12 protein-coding genes are annotated in these 15,174 nt (G+C 67.8%); 10 read left to right on the top strand and 2 right to left on the bottom strand.

Features of this window, described 5'->3' with window-relative positions; all coding sequences use genetic code 11:
- The first annotated feature begins 56 nt into the window (after nt 1-56).
- Together AC07O3_RS04655 and AC07O3_RS04650 are read left to right on the top strand one after the other, a co-directional pair.
- Nucleotides 57-1,376, top strand: coding sequence for an SGNH/GDSL hydrolase family protein (locus AC07O3_RS04655; protein ID WP_093057658.1), 1,320 nt, complete (start codon nt 57-59; stop codon nt 1,374-1,376).
- 133 nt (nt 1,377-1,509) lie between these two features.
- Nucleotides 1,510-1,881 carry a YXWGXW repeat-containing protein gene (locus tag AC07O3_RS04650; protein ID WP_093057657.1) on the top strand — a complete coding sequence of 124 codons (372 nt, stop codon included), beginning with the start codon at nt 1,510-1,512 and terminating at the stop codon, nt 1,879-1,881.
- 51 nt (nt 1,882-1,932) lie between these two features.
- Here AC07O3_RS04650 and purU read toward each other — a convergent pair whose 3' ends face one another.
- Nucleotides 1,933-2,799 carry a formyltetrahydrofolate deformylase gene (gene purU / locus AC07O3_RS04645; protein WP_495338710.1) on the bottom strand — a complete coding sequence of 289 codons (867 nt, stop codon included), beginning with the start codon at nt 2,797-2,799 and terminating at the stop codon, nt 1,933-1,935.
- A gap of 69 nt (nt 2,800-2,868) precedes the next feature.
- Between purU and aptA the strand changes: the two genes are divergently transcribed.
- The 6 genes from aptA (at nt 2,869) to AC07O3_RS04615 (ending at nt 12,594) form a co-directional block, all read left to right on the top strand.
- Entirely contained in the window at nt 2,869-4,203 is a 1,335-nt protein-coding gene (gene aptA / locus AC07O3_RS04640) for an omega-aminotransferase AptA (RefSeq protein ID WP_093057655.1), read from the top strand.
- 125 nt (nt 4,204-4,328) lie between these two features.
- On the top strand, nt 4,329-4,877 hold the full coding sequence (locus AC07O3_RS04635; RefSeq protein ID WP_495338709.1) for a methylated-DNA--[protein]-cysteine S-methyltransferase: 549 nt from the start codon (nt 4,329-4,331) through the stop codon (nt 4,875-4,877).
- On the top strand, nt 4,874-5,053 hold the full coding sequence (locus tag AC07O3_RS04630; protein WP_495338708.1) for a hypothetical protein: 180 nt from the start codon (nt 4,874-4,876) through the stop codon (nt 5,051-5,053). Before AC07O3_RS04635 ends, AC07O3_RS04630 begins: the two co-directional genes overlap by 4 nt.
- Before the next feature lie 209 nt (nt 5,054-5,262).
- Nucleotides 5,263-5,781 carry a hypothetical protein gene (locus AC07O3_RS04625; RefSeq protein ID WP_256216883.1) on the top strand — a complete coding sequence of 173 codons (519 nt, stop codon included), beginning with the start codon at nt 5,263-5,265 and terminating at the stop codon, nt 5,779-5,781.
- Between the two features lie 14 nt (nt 5,782-5,795).
- Nucleotides 5,796-7,193: a CsgG/HfaB family protein gene (locus AC07O3_RS04620; RefSeq protein WP_093078939.1), complete on the top strand. Its 1,398-nt coding sequence runs from the start codon at nt 5,796-5,798 to the stop codon at nt 7,191-7,193.
- 73 nt (nt 7,194-7,266) lie between these two features.
- Nucleotides 7,267-12,594, top strand: a complete 5,328-nt coding sequence (locus tag AC07O3_RS04615) for a beta strand repeat-containing protein (RefSeq protein ID WP_495338707.1) — start codon at nt 7,267-7,269, stop codon at nt 12,592-12,594.
- 70 nt (nt 12,595-12,664) lie between these two features.
- Here AC07O3_RS04615 and AC07O3_RS04610 read toward each other — a convergent pair whose 3' ends face one another.
- A complete protein-coding gene (locus AC07O3_RS04610; RefSeq protein ID WP_426390572.1) occupies nt 12,665-13,534 on the bottom strand; it encodes a ChaN family lipoprotein in 870 nt (289 codons plus the stop codon).
- 302 nt (nt 13,535-13,836) lie between these two features.
- Between AC07O3_RS04610 and AC07O3_RS04605 the strand changes: the two genes are divergently transcribed.
- Both AC07O3_RS04605 and AC07O3_RS04600 read left to right on the top strand, forming a co-directional pair.
- Nucleotides 13,837-14,346 carry a Csu type fimbrial protein gene (locus AC07O3_RS04605; RefSeq protein WP_495338706.1) on the top strand — a complete coding sequence of 170 codons (510 nt, stop codon included), beginning with the start codon at nt 13,837-13,839 and terminating at the stop codon, nt 14,344-14,346.
- 13 nt (nt 14,347-14,359) lie between these two features.
- Complete coding sequence (locus tag AC07O3_RS04600; RefSeq protein WP_495338705.1) at nt 14,360-15,145, top strand: fimbrial biogenesis chaperone; 786 nt, start codon at nt 14,360-14,362, stop codon at nt 15,143-15,145.
- The last annotated feature ends 29 nt before the right edge of the window (nt 15,146-15,174 follow it).

The raw sequence follows: 15,174 nt of genomic DNA, 5'->3' as shown, positions 1-15,174 counted from the left end.
AGACCTCGTCACGCGCGGGGGAACAGTGGCTCCGTACACTGCGACGCTTTGCGCGCATGAAACTGGTTTCCATTTGGGCAGAGCGCCTGCGCGACGTGACCGTCGCGCACTGGGTGGCAGCCCTTTGCCTCGCAGTGCTGGCCGTCGGCGTGCAGGCTGTGACGCCCGACGACCATCCGCGGCAGCCCGCCGAGGCGCATTGGGTTGCGAGCTGGGCCGTGGCGCCGGTCGATTTCACGGAGATGGCCGCAGCCCCCGGTGGTGCGAACTATTCGTCGCCTGCCGGCAATGACCTGCGCGGGCAGACACTGCGCCAGAAGGTTGAACTGTCGCTCGACGGCGAGCGCATCCGCATCCGCTTCTCGAACCGCTTCGGCAAGACACCGCTGCGCATTGCCGCCGCAAGCGCGGCACGCGGCACCGGCGCCGATGCGTTCTCGCCGACCACGCTGCGCGTGCTGCGCTTCGGCGGCCGCACCACCATGACCGTTGCGCCCGGCGCGGACGCCTGGAGCGACGGCATCGACCTGCCGGTGCAGGCGGGCCAAACGGTGGTCGTGAGCGCCTTCTTCGACCGCACCACGCCGTTTGCCACTGTCTCCATGCTGGAGCCGGGCGCGACATGGGTAGCGCCCGGCAACGCAGTGATGGCACCGAAGCTGAAGAACCCCTCGCCACTGGTGCTGAACCAGATCGTGACCGGGCTCGACGTGCTCACCACCAAGTCCGTGCGCACCGTCGTGGCCTTCGGCGACTCGATCACGATGGGCACCTCGGAGGGCAACTTCGGGGCCTACCCCGACATGTTGGCCACTCGCTTGCGTGATACGCAGCGCGAAGGGCAAGACGTTGCGGTGCTCAATGCCGGAATTGGCGGCAATCGCCTGCTGGCCAACGGACTGGGGCCCAGCGGCCTCTCCCGGTTCGAGCTCGATGCGCTGCGGCAGAGCAGCGTGACGCACGCGATCATCCTTATGGGCACCAATGACATCGGCCGCACCCTGTTCGCCAAGGTGCCGGGCGCCGAGCTGAAGCCGCGCGACATGCCGACGGCCGAGCGCATCACCGAGGGGTTGGAGCAACTGGTCAAGCAGGCCCGCGCCAAGGGCGTGAAGGTGCTGCTCGGCACCGTGCCGCCATTCAGGAACACGCCTTACTGGAGCGAGGGCAACGAGGCCATGCGCGAAGCCGTCAACCGCTGGATCCGCGGCCAGCAGGACATCGACGGTGTGGTCGATTTCGATGCGGCATTGCGCGACCCTGCGGACCCGAAGGCGCTGAATCCGCTGTTCGATTCGGGCGACCACCTGCACCCCAACAAGGCCGGCCATGCGGCGATGGCCACGGCCATCGATCTGCGCGAATTGCAGGAGTGAGCGCTCGCCGGGGCGCTCGAAGGCGCTCAAAGGCGAGTCACAGCTTTACACAAGACTTCGTGCATTGCTTACAGGCGGTTCACATGGACTGGTCAGCATGAAGGCTCCTCCAACAACTCATGAGGAGTCCTTCATGAAAAAACTCGCATTGGCTCTTTCCGTCGGCGCTGCATCGCTTCTGTCGGTGGGCGCATTGACTGTTCCCACGGCCGCGCAGGCGCAACCCGTGGTCATACAGGTGGCGCCGCCCCCTCCGCGCTCCGAACGCGTGCCCCCGCCGCGCCGCGGCTATGTGTGGGCGCCGGGGCACTATGAATGGCGCGGTGGGCGCCATGTATGGACCCGCGGCGTCTGGGTGCGTGCCCGTCCGGGCTATGCCTACCGTGCGCCGGAGTGGCGCGAGGAAGGCGGACGCTGGCAGTACAACGCAGGCCGCTGGGACCGTGACGGCGATGGCGTGCCGAACCGCTACGACCGTCGGCCGAACAACCCGAATCGCAACTGACGCTGAGCGGGATGCATGCCTCCGAAGTGGAGGCATGCTTTTTTCGGAGGCCTAGCGGAACACCACCGTGCGGTGCCCGTTCAGCAGCACCCGGTGCTCGCTGTGCCACTTCACCGCACGCGCCAGCACTTGGCTCTCGGTGTCGCGGCCGCGGGCCGTGAGGTCTTCCACGGTGTCGGTGTGGTCGGCGCGGGCCACGTCCTGCTCGATGATCGGGCCTTCGTCGAGGTCGGCCGTCACGTAGTGGGCGGTGGCACCGATCAGCTTCACGCCGCGGTCGTGTGCCTGGTAGTAGGGCTTGGCGCCCTTGAAGCTGGGCAGGAACGAGTGGTGGATGTTGATCGCGCGGCCGGCCAGGTTGCGGCACAGGTTGTCGCTCAGGATCTGCATGTAGCGCGCGAGCACCACGAGTTCGGCGCCTTCGGCCTCGATGATTTCAAGCTGCTTCGCCTCGGCCTGTGCCTTGGTCGCGGCCGTCATCGGGATGTGGTGGAAGGGCACGTTGTAGCTGGCGGCCAGCTGGTAGAAGTCGCGGTGGTTCGAGATGATGGCGCGCACGTCGATGGCGAGCAGGCCGCTCTTCCAGCGGAACAGCAGGTCGTTGAGGCAGTGGCCTTCCTTGCTGACCAGGATGACCGTCTTCATCGGCTCGGCGGCGGCGTGCAGTTGCAGCGCCATGCCGAAGCCGGCGGCGAAGGTCTTCAGCTCTTCGCGCAGCGTGGTTTCGCTGTGGTCGCCGCAGGCGAAGCGCACCCGCATGAAGAAAAGACCCGTGTCGTGGTCGTTGTACTGGGCGGCCTCTTCGATGTTGGCGCCGCGCTCGAGCAGGAAGCCCGACACGGCGTGCACGATGCCCGTCCGGTCGGGGCAGGAGAGGTTCAGGATGTAGGCGGGCGAGGTAGGCGTAGAGGTCGTCATCAGGGCGTGATTGTCGCAGGGGTGCCAGAATCGCGATTTTCCTCGACCACATAACCGCAGGAGACACGCATGGCCTTCCAGGACTTCAACATGGACAACCAGTGGTTGCCCTTCACCCCCAACCGTCACTTCAAGAAAGACCCGCGGGTGTTCGTCGCGGCCGACGGCATGGAGTTCACCACGCACGACGGCAAGAAGGTGATCGACGGCATCTCGTCGCTGTGGTGCGTGGGTGCGGGCCATAACCGCAAGCCCATCAACGAGGCGATCAAGAAGCAGCTCGACACGCTCGACTACGCCACCGCCTTCCAGGTCAGCAACGACAAGGCCTTCAAGGCGGCCGAGATGATCGCCTCGCTTGCGCCCGGTGACCTCAACAAGGTGCTGTTCTGCAACTCGGGCTCCGAAGCTGCCGACACTTCGATGAAGGTGGCTCTGGCCTATCACCGCGCGCGCGGCGAAGGCCACCGCAACGTGTTCATCGGCCGCGAGAAGGGCTACCACGGCGTGGGCTTCGGCGGCATGTCGGTGGGCGGCATTCCGGGCAACCGCAAGGTGTTCGGCTCGGCCTTTTTGCCGCGCGTGGACCACATGCGCTTCATCCATGACCCGGTGAACCACGCCTACATCCACAACGAGGAGCCGGTGTGGGCCGAAGACCCGCTGGTCGAGCTCGAAACCCGCATCCTGCCGCTGCACGACCCGAGCAACATCGCCGCGATCATCGTGGAGCCCGTGGCCGGTTCGGCCGGCTGGTACCTGCCGCCCAAGGGCTACCTGAAGCGCCTGCGCGAGATCTGCGACAAGCACGGCATCCTGCTGATCTTCGACGAGGTCATCACGGGCTTCGGCCGCATGGGCACCAACTTCGCGTCCGACTACTTCGGCGTGGTGCCCGACATGCTGAACTTCGCCAAGTGCGTGACCAACGGCGTCATTCCGCTGGGCGGCGTGATCTGCCGTGACAAGCTATACGACGCGATGATGAAGACCGACGCGCCCGAGCACGTGGTCGAGTTCTTCCACGGCTACACCTACTCGGGCCACCCGGTGGCCTGCGCGGCGGCCATTGCCACGCTCGATCTCTTCAAGGAAGAAAACCTGTTCGCGCGCGCCGGTGAAATGGGCAAGGTGCTGGGCGATGCCTTCCACAGCACCTTCAAGGGCCTGCCCAACGTCATCAGCATCCGCAGCCTCGGCCTTGCCGCAGCGGTGGAGCTTGCGCCCATCGCGGGCACGCCGGGCAAGCGCGCTTATGAAATCTTCCTCGACTGCTTCCACAAGGGCGCGCTGGTGCGGCCAGCGGGCGACGTGCTGGTGATTGCGCCGCCGTACATCGTGGAGAAGTCGCACATCGACACGCTGGTGAACACGCTGGCGGATTCGATCAAGGCACACGCCTGAGCGGGAAGGCGGCGCCGGCGTGAGCCGGAGATCGATGTCCGGATACGGCGAGTGAAGGCGGCGGGGAACGCGCAGCATGTGAATGTTCGCGGCCCTGCCGCCTTCTCTTTTGTGAGGACACGATCATGAAGCTGCAACTGAGCCATCTGGCTTCGCCGATGGGCGAACTTCTGCTGGTCACCGACGCTGCCGGTGCCATTCATGCGCTGGATTTCGCGGACCATCGCGCCCGCCTGCATCGCCTTCTGAGGGAGCTTCACGATGAGGTGGAGCTGACCGAAGGCGCCGCGCCGCGAACGGTGGCCGAAGCCCTCGGCCGCTACTTCGACGGCGATCTCAGGGCCATCGAAACGCTGCCCGTTGCAAGGCTGGGCAACGCGTTGCAGCAGCAGGTCTGGGAGGCGCTTCGCCGCATTCCTGCAGGCGGCACGACCAGCTATGGTGAACTGGCGCGGCAACTCGGCTTCGACGATCCGCGCGCGGCCATCGATGTCGGTGCCGCCAACGGGTCGAACCCGATCAGCATCGTCGTGCCGTGCCACCGTGTGATCGGCAAGAACGCAGACCTCAAGGGCTACGCCGGCGGTGTCTTCCGCAAGCGGCATTTGCTGCAGCACGAAGGCGCGCTGCCGGCTGCGGTCGGGAAAGTCGGTGAAGCATTTCTTCTGCTTTGACAGAACTCGACAAGCGCTTCACGCTTCGGTCCTCACTAGAAGAACGGGGGACGAAGATGTCGAAAAACATCGAGCGATGGATGAGCCGGCCGCTTCCTGCGGGTCGCCAGGTCGCTCTCGTGATGGTGACGCTCGGCTCTGTCACCGCCTGGTTGTTGTTCTGGTTCGGCGACTAGCCTGACCTGCTGACGCGCACACCTGCATGCGCGCCTGCGACCCCTGCGGCCTGCGCGAGCCCTTGGGTTGCCCTCCTCATTTCTACCGGTTCCCGGGATACCTCCTACCGGTTCCCGGGATACCGGCCGTGGCCGTCGATCCCTAGCATCCCCTCCCGAAACGTAGCACTTATGAGTTCATCAAGTGCGTCTTCCAGAGAGGGACCGTCATGCAACGCGTATTTCTTATGGCACTGGTGTGTGCGCCTTTGGCTGCGCTCGCCAACAACGTCGGCGAGAACGCCGCATGGCAGTTCCAGACCAGCACCGACAAGGTGAACCAGGCCGCGATCCAGGACATGATCCGCAAGCAGAAGAGCGGCTACTACTCGGCGCCGGTCTACAACACGACCAACAACATCGGTCGCCAGTACAACTGCAACGTCTCCGCGACCTCCACGGGCAACGACGGCAACAACAGCACGGTCGCGAATTCGCCGTCCACTTCGGGCGCGACTTCGAATGCCTCGGGCAATGACAGCCGCACCGCGGTGGGAACGCTCGGCGGCGCGACGGTGGGCACCACGCAAGCCAACTCCGGCGCGGTCGGCTCGGCCATCGTGGGCGGCACCAGCACGCAGGTGCAGGGCGCGGCCAACCAGGCTCTGAACTCGAATCAGAGCAACTCGGGTGCGCAGACCGCGAGCGTCGGCGGCAGCTCGGCGTGCGCGTTCGGCGTGCTCAATTGAACGGGGCAAGCGACATGCAATACCCCATCACCCGCACCTTCGCGCTCGCAGCCATCGCCACGGTGGCGCTCGCCGGTTGCGTCTCCGCTCCGCAGCAACGCTTTGCGCCCAACGAGGCACCCGTGGTGCTCGGCCCCTCGGTGCGCGACAACATCACGCCGATGGAGGCGGTGCTCGCCTGCTACGCCGACCACATCGCGGCCACGCGGCGTCCGCCCATCGTCATCGGCGTGGGCGACGTGAAGGACTACACCGGCAAGTACAGCATCAACGAAGGCAACGCGATCACGCAGGGCGGCGCGCTGATGGTGTATTCGGCACTCGGCAAGCTTGGCGGCGCGGTGAGCATCGCCGAGCGCTTCGACCCGGTGATCGCCGAGCGTGAGCTCGCGTACGCCGACCGCCGCCAGCTCGGTGACGGCCGCACGCACCAGGTAGGCGGCCCCAACGGCGGCCAGGCGGTGCCGTGGCTGCCGTACTTCGGCGGCACGATCAACAAGTCCGACTACTTCATCGTCGGCGGCATCACCGAGCTCAACTACAACATCAACTCGGGCGGCGCGGAGTTCGCGGTGAACCAAGTGGGCGTGAAGGCGCGCACCTTCAGCCAGTCGGTGAGCGTGGACCTGCGCATCGTCGACACCAAGTCGCTGATGGTGGTGCGCACGGTGAGCCTCACCAAGCAGTTCAATGGCTACGAAGTGGGCCTGAACGTGTTCCGCTTCTTCGGCAGCAAACTGTACGACGTGGACATCGGCGCCAAGGGCCAGGAGCCGGTGCAGATGGGCGTGCGCGCGGCGCTCGAGGAGGGCGTGGTGCGGCTCATGGCGGCCGTCACGCAGGTCGACCACCGGCCTTGCATGACGATGCGCCCGGGCGCCGGCGAGCAGATTCCTGTCGTGCCCGCGGCCGACCTGCGCAAGGTCGACAACCCGGGCGATGCCGCCGTGGGCGGCGCAGCCGTGACTTCGCCCGTGGTGCAGAGCGGCGTGGCCGTCAATGCCGCGGGGCAGGGCGGCGCGCGCCTCACGGGCACGGCAACGCAGGTGTCCTTCGACTTCGGCGCGACCACGCTCGGCGGCAGTTCGCTTGCGCTGATCGACCAGATCGCGGGCCTGGCCAAGAAGGGCTCGACCGACATCGTGCTGGTGGCGCGCGACACCGAGAACTGGGACGCCCGCAAGCGCGACGAGCTCACCGACCAGCGCATCGCCGCCGTCACCTCGGCCCTTGCCAACCGCGGCGTGGCACCGGGCGCCATCAGCCTCACGTGGCGGCCCGATGCTGCCGACACGTCGATCCACCGCGACGGCCCGGGCCTGCAGGAGATCGCCAAGCTGCGCATCGGCAGCGCGGTGGTCGGCGGCGCCGCGCCAACCTCTTCTTCCGACGGCGCAGTCAAGGGCGACTGACCTGCCGTTCCGCGCGCATTGCGCATCCACTTTCCGACCCAGACCGCTTCCACAACATCCGAGGAGTCACGCCATGAAAGCACGCAAGATCCAGAGCCGGGCCGTACGCGCGCCCATGTTCAGCCGCAGCACCATCGGCACGGCCGTCGCGATGGCGCTGATTGCAGCAGCCTCCGGCGCACAAGCCGCGGAGACCTCGGTCGACGCTGCCTACAACGGCACCGCCACCGGCACGCCGACGGTGAACTCGGACATCAACAACACCGGGGCCGTCAACGCCACCATCACCAGCGCCACCGTGGGCACGACCTCCACCGGCACGCCGCTGAATCCCAACCCGGTGGCGATGAGTACCAGCGGCAACCTGGTCGGCGCGAGCGCCACCGGCAACAGCTTTGCCAACAGCATCCAGCCGGCGCCCGGCACGCCGGTGAACAACGCCGCGACGCTGGGCGTGGCGACCAACACCGGCGTGATCAACAGCGCAGTGAGCAGCAGCAAGCTGGCAGTGGAATCGAGCACGCTGCAGACCGGCAGCGTGGTCAACGCGGACAACACCATCTCGGCCACCACCACGCTCAACAGCGGCAGCTCGGTGGTCTCGGGCGCCGCCGCGGTCGGCGCCTCGCCGCAGGCCGGCACCTCGGTGCTGACCTATCCGGCGGGCGCACCGCTGTTCGATGCCAAGGGCAACATCGTAGTGACCTCGCTGCAGTCGGCCACGGGCGCGAGCTCCAGCGCGCAGGTGCTGGGCAACACGGTCGACCTGATGCTGACGGCGAGCCCGGGCATCACGCTGACGACGGCAGCCGTGCTCGAACGCAATTCGATCTCCGCGGTGCTCAAGGCCAACAGCGCCACCAGCACGGCCGAAATCCAGTCGGGCGGCGCGCCGGCCTTCGCGGGCTCGGCGGTGGTCGCGAACCTGCAGGCGAACGGCAACGGCATCCTCGCCGCCACGCACAGCGCAACCAATACGGGCTCGGTGATCACGGGTCTCGTGAGCGGCGTGCCTGCCGGCGGCTCCAACGTGCTGCAGGGCTCGCTGTCGGTGCAGGGCAATGCGATCTCCAGCGCGGCCACGGGCAACGAGGCGCTCGGTGCCACCGCCGGCACGGCGGGCAACCGCATCCTGATCGACGACGTGACGATCGCGGGCACCGGCACGGCAGCCACCGCGGCCAACAACAGCATCCACAACGGCGTGGGCGTGACCAGCAACGTCAACAGCGACCTGGCCATCGTCAACAGCCAGGGCAACATCGGCGTGACCACCTTCGCCCAGACCGCGGGCGCACAGATCCTGGCCGGCGTGCAGTCGAGCAAGAACAGCCAGGTCGCGCTCGCCGACAACAGCATCACGGCGGACGCCACCGGCAACACGGCGTCGAGCGCGATCGCCAGCGGCAAGAACGCGGCTTCGTTCACCGGCACGGCGGCGGTGTCGAACCAGCAGGCCAACTCGGCGGCACCGCTGACGGCGTTCCTGCTCCCGTCGGTCATCTCGGCGCAGACGGGCGAGTCGCCCGGCACGGGGCAGACCAGCGGCAGTTCGGTCACCGTGTCCGGCAACACATCGGCGGCCACCGCGCAGGGCAACCAGATCACGCAGAGCCTGGCGATCCAGGCAGCCACGGTAGCGCTGGGCAACGGCAACGCCGTGCTCACGGGCGGCACCAACTCCGACGGGCGCGTGTCCGCCAGCGGCGCGGCGACGCTCACCAACCTGCAGGGCAACTACAACGGCAGTGGCCCCGCGGCGCTCAACTTCGGCTCGCAGATCCTGCTGACCGCCAGCGGCGGCGGCGCACCGGTCGCGAACAACACGCTGGCGCTGACCGACAACCGGCAGGAAGCCGTGGCGCTCGGCAGCGGGGCCACCAACACGCTCACGCTCAGCGGCAACTCGGTTGGCACGGGCGCGGGCATCGCGAGCGTGCAGATGTCCGATGCGACTTCCGGTGCCGGCGCGGCGCTGTTCGCTCCTGAAGCGCGCATCACGGTGAACGGCAACCTCACGGGCGGCTCGGTCGCGCTCACCGACAACCTGCAGCGCGCCATTGCATACGGCAACTCGGCGACGAACACGCTGGGCGTGAGCACGGGCAACCTGGCCGCGGCGCCAGGCCCGTTCCTGGGTACGCCGGCCTCGACCGTCACGGTCGATGTGCTCAGCGGACTGCCGTTCAGCAACGCGGCCGGCGCCCTGCCGACGGTGACTGCGGCCTACGGCATCCTGAACGACCAGTCGGTGCAGGGGAACATCGGCAGCTCGGCGACCGGCTCCAACACCTTTGCGGCGAACGTCAACGGCAATGTCTCGGGCGCCAGCGTCGCGAACAGCGACAACGCCTTCGTCGCAGCCACCTACGGCAACGACGCAGCCAGCGGCGTGACGCTGGGCCTGAACAACGTGAGCGGCTCGAATGCCTCGATCGCCAACGTCACCAACACGCAGGCTGTGGCGGGCACCAACACCGTCATCTCGGCCATCGCGGCCGGCGGCATCGTGGCGCGCACCACGGTCACGGGCACGCTGAGCAACGGCTCGGTGTCCAGTTCGGACAACGCGGCGCAGGCGCTGGCCTACGGCAGCCGCGCCACCGGCAACACGGTGAAGGTGACGGGCAACAACATCGACACCTCCGGCCTCTCGCTGGCGGGTGCGACGCTGACGGGCAACGTGCTCGCCACCACCGCCGCCTTCAGCGTGCAGAACGCGCAGTCGGGCCAGGGCACGGTGTCGGCGCAACGCAGCGGCGGGCCTGAAGTGCAGACCACCGTCACCGGTGCCATCAGCAACTCGAAGGTGGACGCCAGCGGCAACACCACGCTGGCCGGCGCGACCAGCAACAGCGCCGTCAACGGCGTGAGCGTGGATGCGGTCGGCGTCTCGACCACCACCGCAGTGCAGAACCTTCAGCTCACCAGCGCCGCGGTCAGTTCGCTGACCGGGCAGGAAGGCGCGCTGCTCAACAACAAGGACGGCGTGCAGGTGGTGCTGGGCGGCGCGAGCATCCAGAACTCGCAGGTCACTGTGGACGGCAACGCCGCCGGCGGTTCGGCCACGGGCAACGCTGCCGTCAATCGCATCGACGTGAAAGGCAACACCATCGCCGTGGGCGACGGCTTGCCGCTTGCCGGTGCGACCAGCCTCGCGGGCCTGGCAGGTGCGGTCGGCGATCATGCGCTGTCGAGCATCCAGCTGGTGACGAGCCCGACGATCTCTTCCAAGGTGGCGGCCGCCTTCGGTGTCGACACGGCGCCCGGCGCGGTGATCACCGGATCGACGCTGAGTGCCTCCGGCAACACGCAAAGCGCGAAGGCCGTGGCCAACACGGGCAGCAACGCCATCACGCTCGCGGCCACCGATGTGTCGGCCCGCTCCGCGCTGCTGTCTGCACAGGGCAGCACGGCGGCGGTGGAGTCGCGCTCGTTCATGCAGGCCTTTGCGCCGGCCTCGGTGACGGGCTCGTCGGTGAAGCTCTCGAACAACAGCAACTCGGCGCTGAGCGTGATCAACGACGTGGACAACAAGGTCGCCGTTGCGGGCGGCTCGTCTGTCGCATCCTTCGTTCCCGCGATCATTCTTCAGGGGGCGCTGCCCGGCAACACCGCGGCGCTGGGCGACCAGGTGCTGGTGAACCGCCAGTCGGCCGGAACCTCGGCCACCAGCACCGCCGACACCGCGATCTACAACGAAGACAGCCTGGTGCCCGCCAACGCAGGCCTGGTCAACAGCAGCTTCACCGCCTCGGGCAACTCGACGCACTCGGAAGCAGCGGCCAACCGCGCGACCAACGCGGCCTCGCTGACCGGCGGCGCATCGCAGTCGGCCAAGACTGCGGTGCTGAATGCGCAGGACAGCAGCGCAACCGTGGCAGCCAACGCCAACAACGTGACCAGGCTCACATTGACCGGCCCCAACGCGCTCACCGGCAGCAGCGCCACGCTCGACGGCAACATCACCAGCGCAGCCGCCACCGGCAGCGCTGCCACCAACAGCATCGACGTGAAGAGCAGCACCATCGCCGGCAGCACGCCGCTGCCGGCCGTGGCCGCAGCCGGCCCGGCGCTGTTGGTGACCGTGGCGGCAGACCACGCACTGGCCAACGTGCAGATGGGCACCGGGCCCGTGTCGGCCACCGCGACGGGCATCGTGGGCATCGACACGGCACCGGCATCCATCGTCGGCACCTCGACGCTGGGCGTGACGAACAACGGCCAGAGCGCGAAGGCCGTGGCCAACACGGCGCTCAACAGCGTGACGCTCGCGGGCTCCAACGTTGGCGCGCGCTCGGCGCTGCAGTCGACGCAGTCGGGCACCGCCGCGGTGACGGCAACGTCCACGCAGGAGCTGTTTGCACCGGCCGCATCCACCGCCTCGACAGTGCGCCTCTCGGGCAACAGCAACACGGCGCTGGGCGTGATGAACGACGCGACCAACACGCTGAGCGTGAGCGCGGTCAACACCCTGCCGCCGGGCGCCACGGGTTCGGCCACGCTGAACGAGACCGGCAGCGCCGACAACGTGGTGGCCACCGGCGACCATGTGCTGTCGAACCGCCAGTCGGCCGCCTCGACGGTCGGCAGCACGGCCAATACGTCGATCCACAACGACGACAACGCCGCACCCACGCCGGGGCTGATCAACGGCGCGCTCACCATCTCGGGCAACAGCACCTTTGCAGAGGCTTCGGCCAACCGCGCGGCCAACACCGCCACGGTGGCGAGCAGCGCGACGCAGGGGGCCAGCGTCGGCATCGTCAATGTGCAGGGCAGCACGGCCGGAGTGACGGCGACGGCCAGCACGGTGGCGAATGCGACGCTGGCGGGCGCGGTGCCGCTCAACGGCAGCAGCGTCTCGCTCGACGGCAACACCACCGTTGCCCTGGCGCGCGGCAATGCGGCGACCAACGTGCTCGAGTCCAGCGGCGGCAGCAGCTACGGCGGCGCGGCGACAGTGGGTTCGTCGAGCCTGGTAGGTACGCCGCTGGCGCTGAACGTCGGTGCGAGCGCGGCCATCCTCAACAGCCAAAGCAACTCGGGCGCGGTGTCGGCAACCAGCGTGGGCACGAGCTACCAGGTGGCGCTCAACAGCACCGGGGCTGGCGTGTCGAGCGGCTCGGTCGGCGTCACGGGCAACGCACTGGCGGCGCAGGCCGTCGGCAACAGCGCGACCAACCGCTTGACGCAGACGGCGCTGAACACGGGCGCGCCGAGCGCGGCCATCGGCAACTACCAGGTCAACACCGGCGCAGTGACGGCCACGGTGACGAGCGTGAACTTCGGGGTCGGCGTGTCGGGCGCGGTGGGCAACAGCACGCTGCGCACCACGGGCAACCAGATCACCGCATCGGCCACGGGCAACTCGGCGGTGTCGGCGATTACCTCGCGCTGAGCTGCTGCGTACTGAAAGAAAAAGCCGCGGGCCTTTTGGGCTCGCGGCTTTTTTCTTGTCGATGGGGCGCTCAGGCTTTCGGTTGCGGTCTTGCCTGCCGCTTGAACTCTGCGCAGTAGTCTTTTTCGGGCAGGGGCGGTGTCCGCCATGTGCGGTCGTAGTCGCCCGCCACCGCTTCGGGCGAAGGAGCAGCCGGCGCGGCCATCAGCCGCACCGTGGCGACCTTGACGTCGTCGGGCAGGTGCTGCGGCACGCCGAGCGTGCGCACGACGTGGCCGGCTCCGGCGATCAGCAGCACCGTCTGGCCCGGGCGTTTCGCCTTGACGATGGCCTGCGCCATCGCGCGGTCGCGGCCGACCTGGATGCGCGTCATCGGGACGATCTGCGACTCGGGGAGCATCCTGCAGTGGCCATCGCGCACGGCGTCCTGCTGCGCGGTGTAGGCCTCGCCGTTGAGCTGCACGTCGAGCGAGACGTCGGCCATGGCGTCTTTCATGCGGACGCGCGGCAGGTTGGCGCCGACCACGGGCACGCCCGCGCGCACGGCGGCCATCACGGCGGGGCCGTAGCTGGCCCAGGGCCAGGCCTTGTCGCTCCAGTCGAGGGCGGCCTGCACCTGGGCCTCGGTGGCGGTGGGCGTGAGCTGCGCGGTGCTGCGGCCTTCCTCGGCCATCTCGAGCGCCAGCGCGGCGAGGTGGCCGCGCGCGACCAGCGCCTCGACGGTTTCGCGTTCGATGACATGGTGCTCGGGCGCGTCGTGCTGCTCGCCGAGCAGCAGGGCATCGATCGGCTGGAGCGCTGCGACGCGGCGTGCGATGGGCGCGTCGGGCGCATCGGCGCCGGAAGAGGACAGCGCCGAACAGCCCGTGAACGCGGTGGCGGCGAGCAGGGGGAACAGCAGGAATCGGGAGGCCCGGGTGGGCCAGTTTGGAGGAGGCATCGCGCCATCGTATGCCCTAGGCATGCGCGCGCAGTGCCGTCCATTTCCTCCTGTGCCTGTCGTCCGCGCCCTCCCGCTTTTTTCGTTCGCGCGCTGGCCAGGCAACCGCCGCCGAAGTTCCGGTGGATTTACCGCTGAACACTTCTGAAACTTTTAACTGACAGCCTGCTAATTTTTTACTAAGTCTTTGGGTTTACTCGGCCCGTCGCGAACAAGTCATACCAAAGACCACATGTGACTCGCGATACGGGCCGGATATCCATCTATCCGGAGGTTCAATTTCCGACACTTACGGGGTAGATATGAATAACTTGAGACTCGGTGGCGCCATTGCCACGGCCCTGGTGGCGCTTGCCATGCTGCCGCTCCAGTCCGCACACGCCACGACGGCCACCACGACCTTCAAGGTGACGGCCACGGTGCTCAGCTCCTGCGCCATGGCCACGCCCGACACGCTCGCGTTCGGAAGCTTCACCCCGGGCACTGCGCTCACCGGCGCGACCTCGTTCACCGTGCAGTGCACCTACGGCACCACCTACTCGCTGGGCATGAGCGCAGGCACCAGCGGCTCGGTGACGGCCCGGACCATGACGAGCGCCACGGCGACGAGCGGCTACAACAGCCTGTCGTACGGTCTCTACAAGGACTCCTCGTATGCGACCAACTGGAGCAACAGCACGACGGGGTCGGACTACACCGGCACAGGTTCGGCCGTGACCCATACGGTCTACGGCAAGGTCCCGGCCGCCCAGTACGCAGTGGCGCCCGCAACGGACTACACCGACACGATCACCCTGACGCTCACCTACTGAGCGTTCACGGTCCATGTCCCTCGATTGGGCTATGCGCCAGCTCCTGCCGCGCGCGGCGATCATCCTCGGTTCGGCGGCGGCGATGGCCGTCTCGGCCGTTCCTGTCGACGTTCGGGCCGCGAGCATCCAGATCGCGCCGGTCCGCGTCGTGCTGCAGCCCAACCGGCCGGTCGCTTCGCTGGTCGTGACCAACGACGGTGCCAGCGAGATCTCGATGCAGGCCGAAGTCATGAGCTGGGCGCAGAAGGACCAGCAGGATGTCTATGCGCCTACGCGCGAGGTACTGGTCAATCCGGCGATCTTCCGGATTCCGGCCAATGGCCGGCAGATCGTGCGCCTCGGCCTGCAGGTGCCTGCGCTGGCCGACGAGCGCAGCTACCGCATCTTCCTGAGGCAGTTGCCGCGCGACAAGGCGCTGCCAACGGGGACCGAGGGGGCGGGCGCTGAATTGCAGACGCTGCTGCAACTGGTCTTGCCGATCTTCGTGCCTCCTTCGTCCCCTGCGGGAGCGCCTTCGGTCGCGTGGCATCTGAGCGCGTCGGCGCTGACCATCGACAACCTGGGGCGCGAGCACATCCAGATCACGCAAGTCACCGTGCGCCATGCGGATGGCAGCGAGCTGCTGCGTCAACGTATGTCGGTCTACGTGCTGCCGCAGCAAAGCGCCAGGCTGCCGGTCGTGCTGCCTTCGCTGCCGCCGGGCGCCAGACTCCAGCTCGAGGCGCAGGCGGACTCCGAAGTGCCGCTGCCTCCCGTCTTCCTGCAAGTTCCCGGTGCGACGGCTGCAGCAGCTCAGTAGCCTGGTCGCTTTCGCTTGCTGGCTGCCGG

Source organism: Variovorax sp. GW821-FHT09D05 (assembly GCF_059416325.1).
Note: the sequence above shows the minus strand (reverse complement) of the source record. Positions and strands in the feature narration are given on the sequence as shown.

Coding starts and splice junctions, on each gene's coding strand:
- AC07O3_RS04655 (WP_093057658.1), top strand. CDS start 57: ATGAAACTGGTTTCCATTTGGGCAGAGCGCCTGCGCGACGTGACCGTC.
- AC07O3_RS04650 (WP_093057657.1), top strand. CDS start 1,510: ATGAAAAAACTCGCATTGGCTCTTTCCGTCGGCGCTGCATCGCTTCTG.
- purU (WP_495338710.1), bottom strand. CDS start 2,799: ATGACGACCTCTACGCCTACCTCGCCCGCCTACATCCTGAACCTCTCC.
- aptA (WP_093057655.1), top strand. CDS start 2,869: ATGGCCTTCCAGGACTTCAACATGGACAACCAGTGGTTGCCCTTCACC.
- AC07O3_RS04635 (WP_495338709.1), top strand. CDS start 4,329: ATGAAGCTGCAACTGAGCCATCTGGCTTCGCCGATGGGCGAACTTCTG.
- AC07O3_RS04625 (WP_256216883.1), top strand. CDS start 5,263: ATGCAACGCGTATTTCTTATGGCACTGGTGTGTGCGCCTTTGGCTGCG.
- AC07O3_RS04620 (WP_093078939.1), top strand. CDS start 5,796: ATGCAATACCCCATCACCCGCACCTTCGCGCTCGCAGCCATCGCCACG.
- AC07O3_RS04615 (WP_495338707.1), top strand. CDS start 7,267: ATGAAAGCACGCAAGATCCAGAGCCGGGCCGTACGCGCGCCCATGTTC.
- AC07O3_RS04610 (WP_426390572.1), bottom strand. CDS start 13,534: ATGCCTCCTCCAAACTGGCCCACCCGGGCCTCCCGATTCCTGCTGTTC.
- AC07O3_RS04605 (WP_495338706.1), top strand. CDS start 13,837: ATGAATAACTTGAGACTCGGTGGCGCCATTGCCACGGCCCTGGTGGCG.
- AC07O3_RS04600 (WP_495338705.1), top strand. CDS start 14,360: ATGTCCCTCGATTGGGCTATGCGCCAGCTCCTGCCGCGCGCGGCGATC.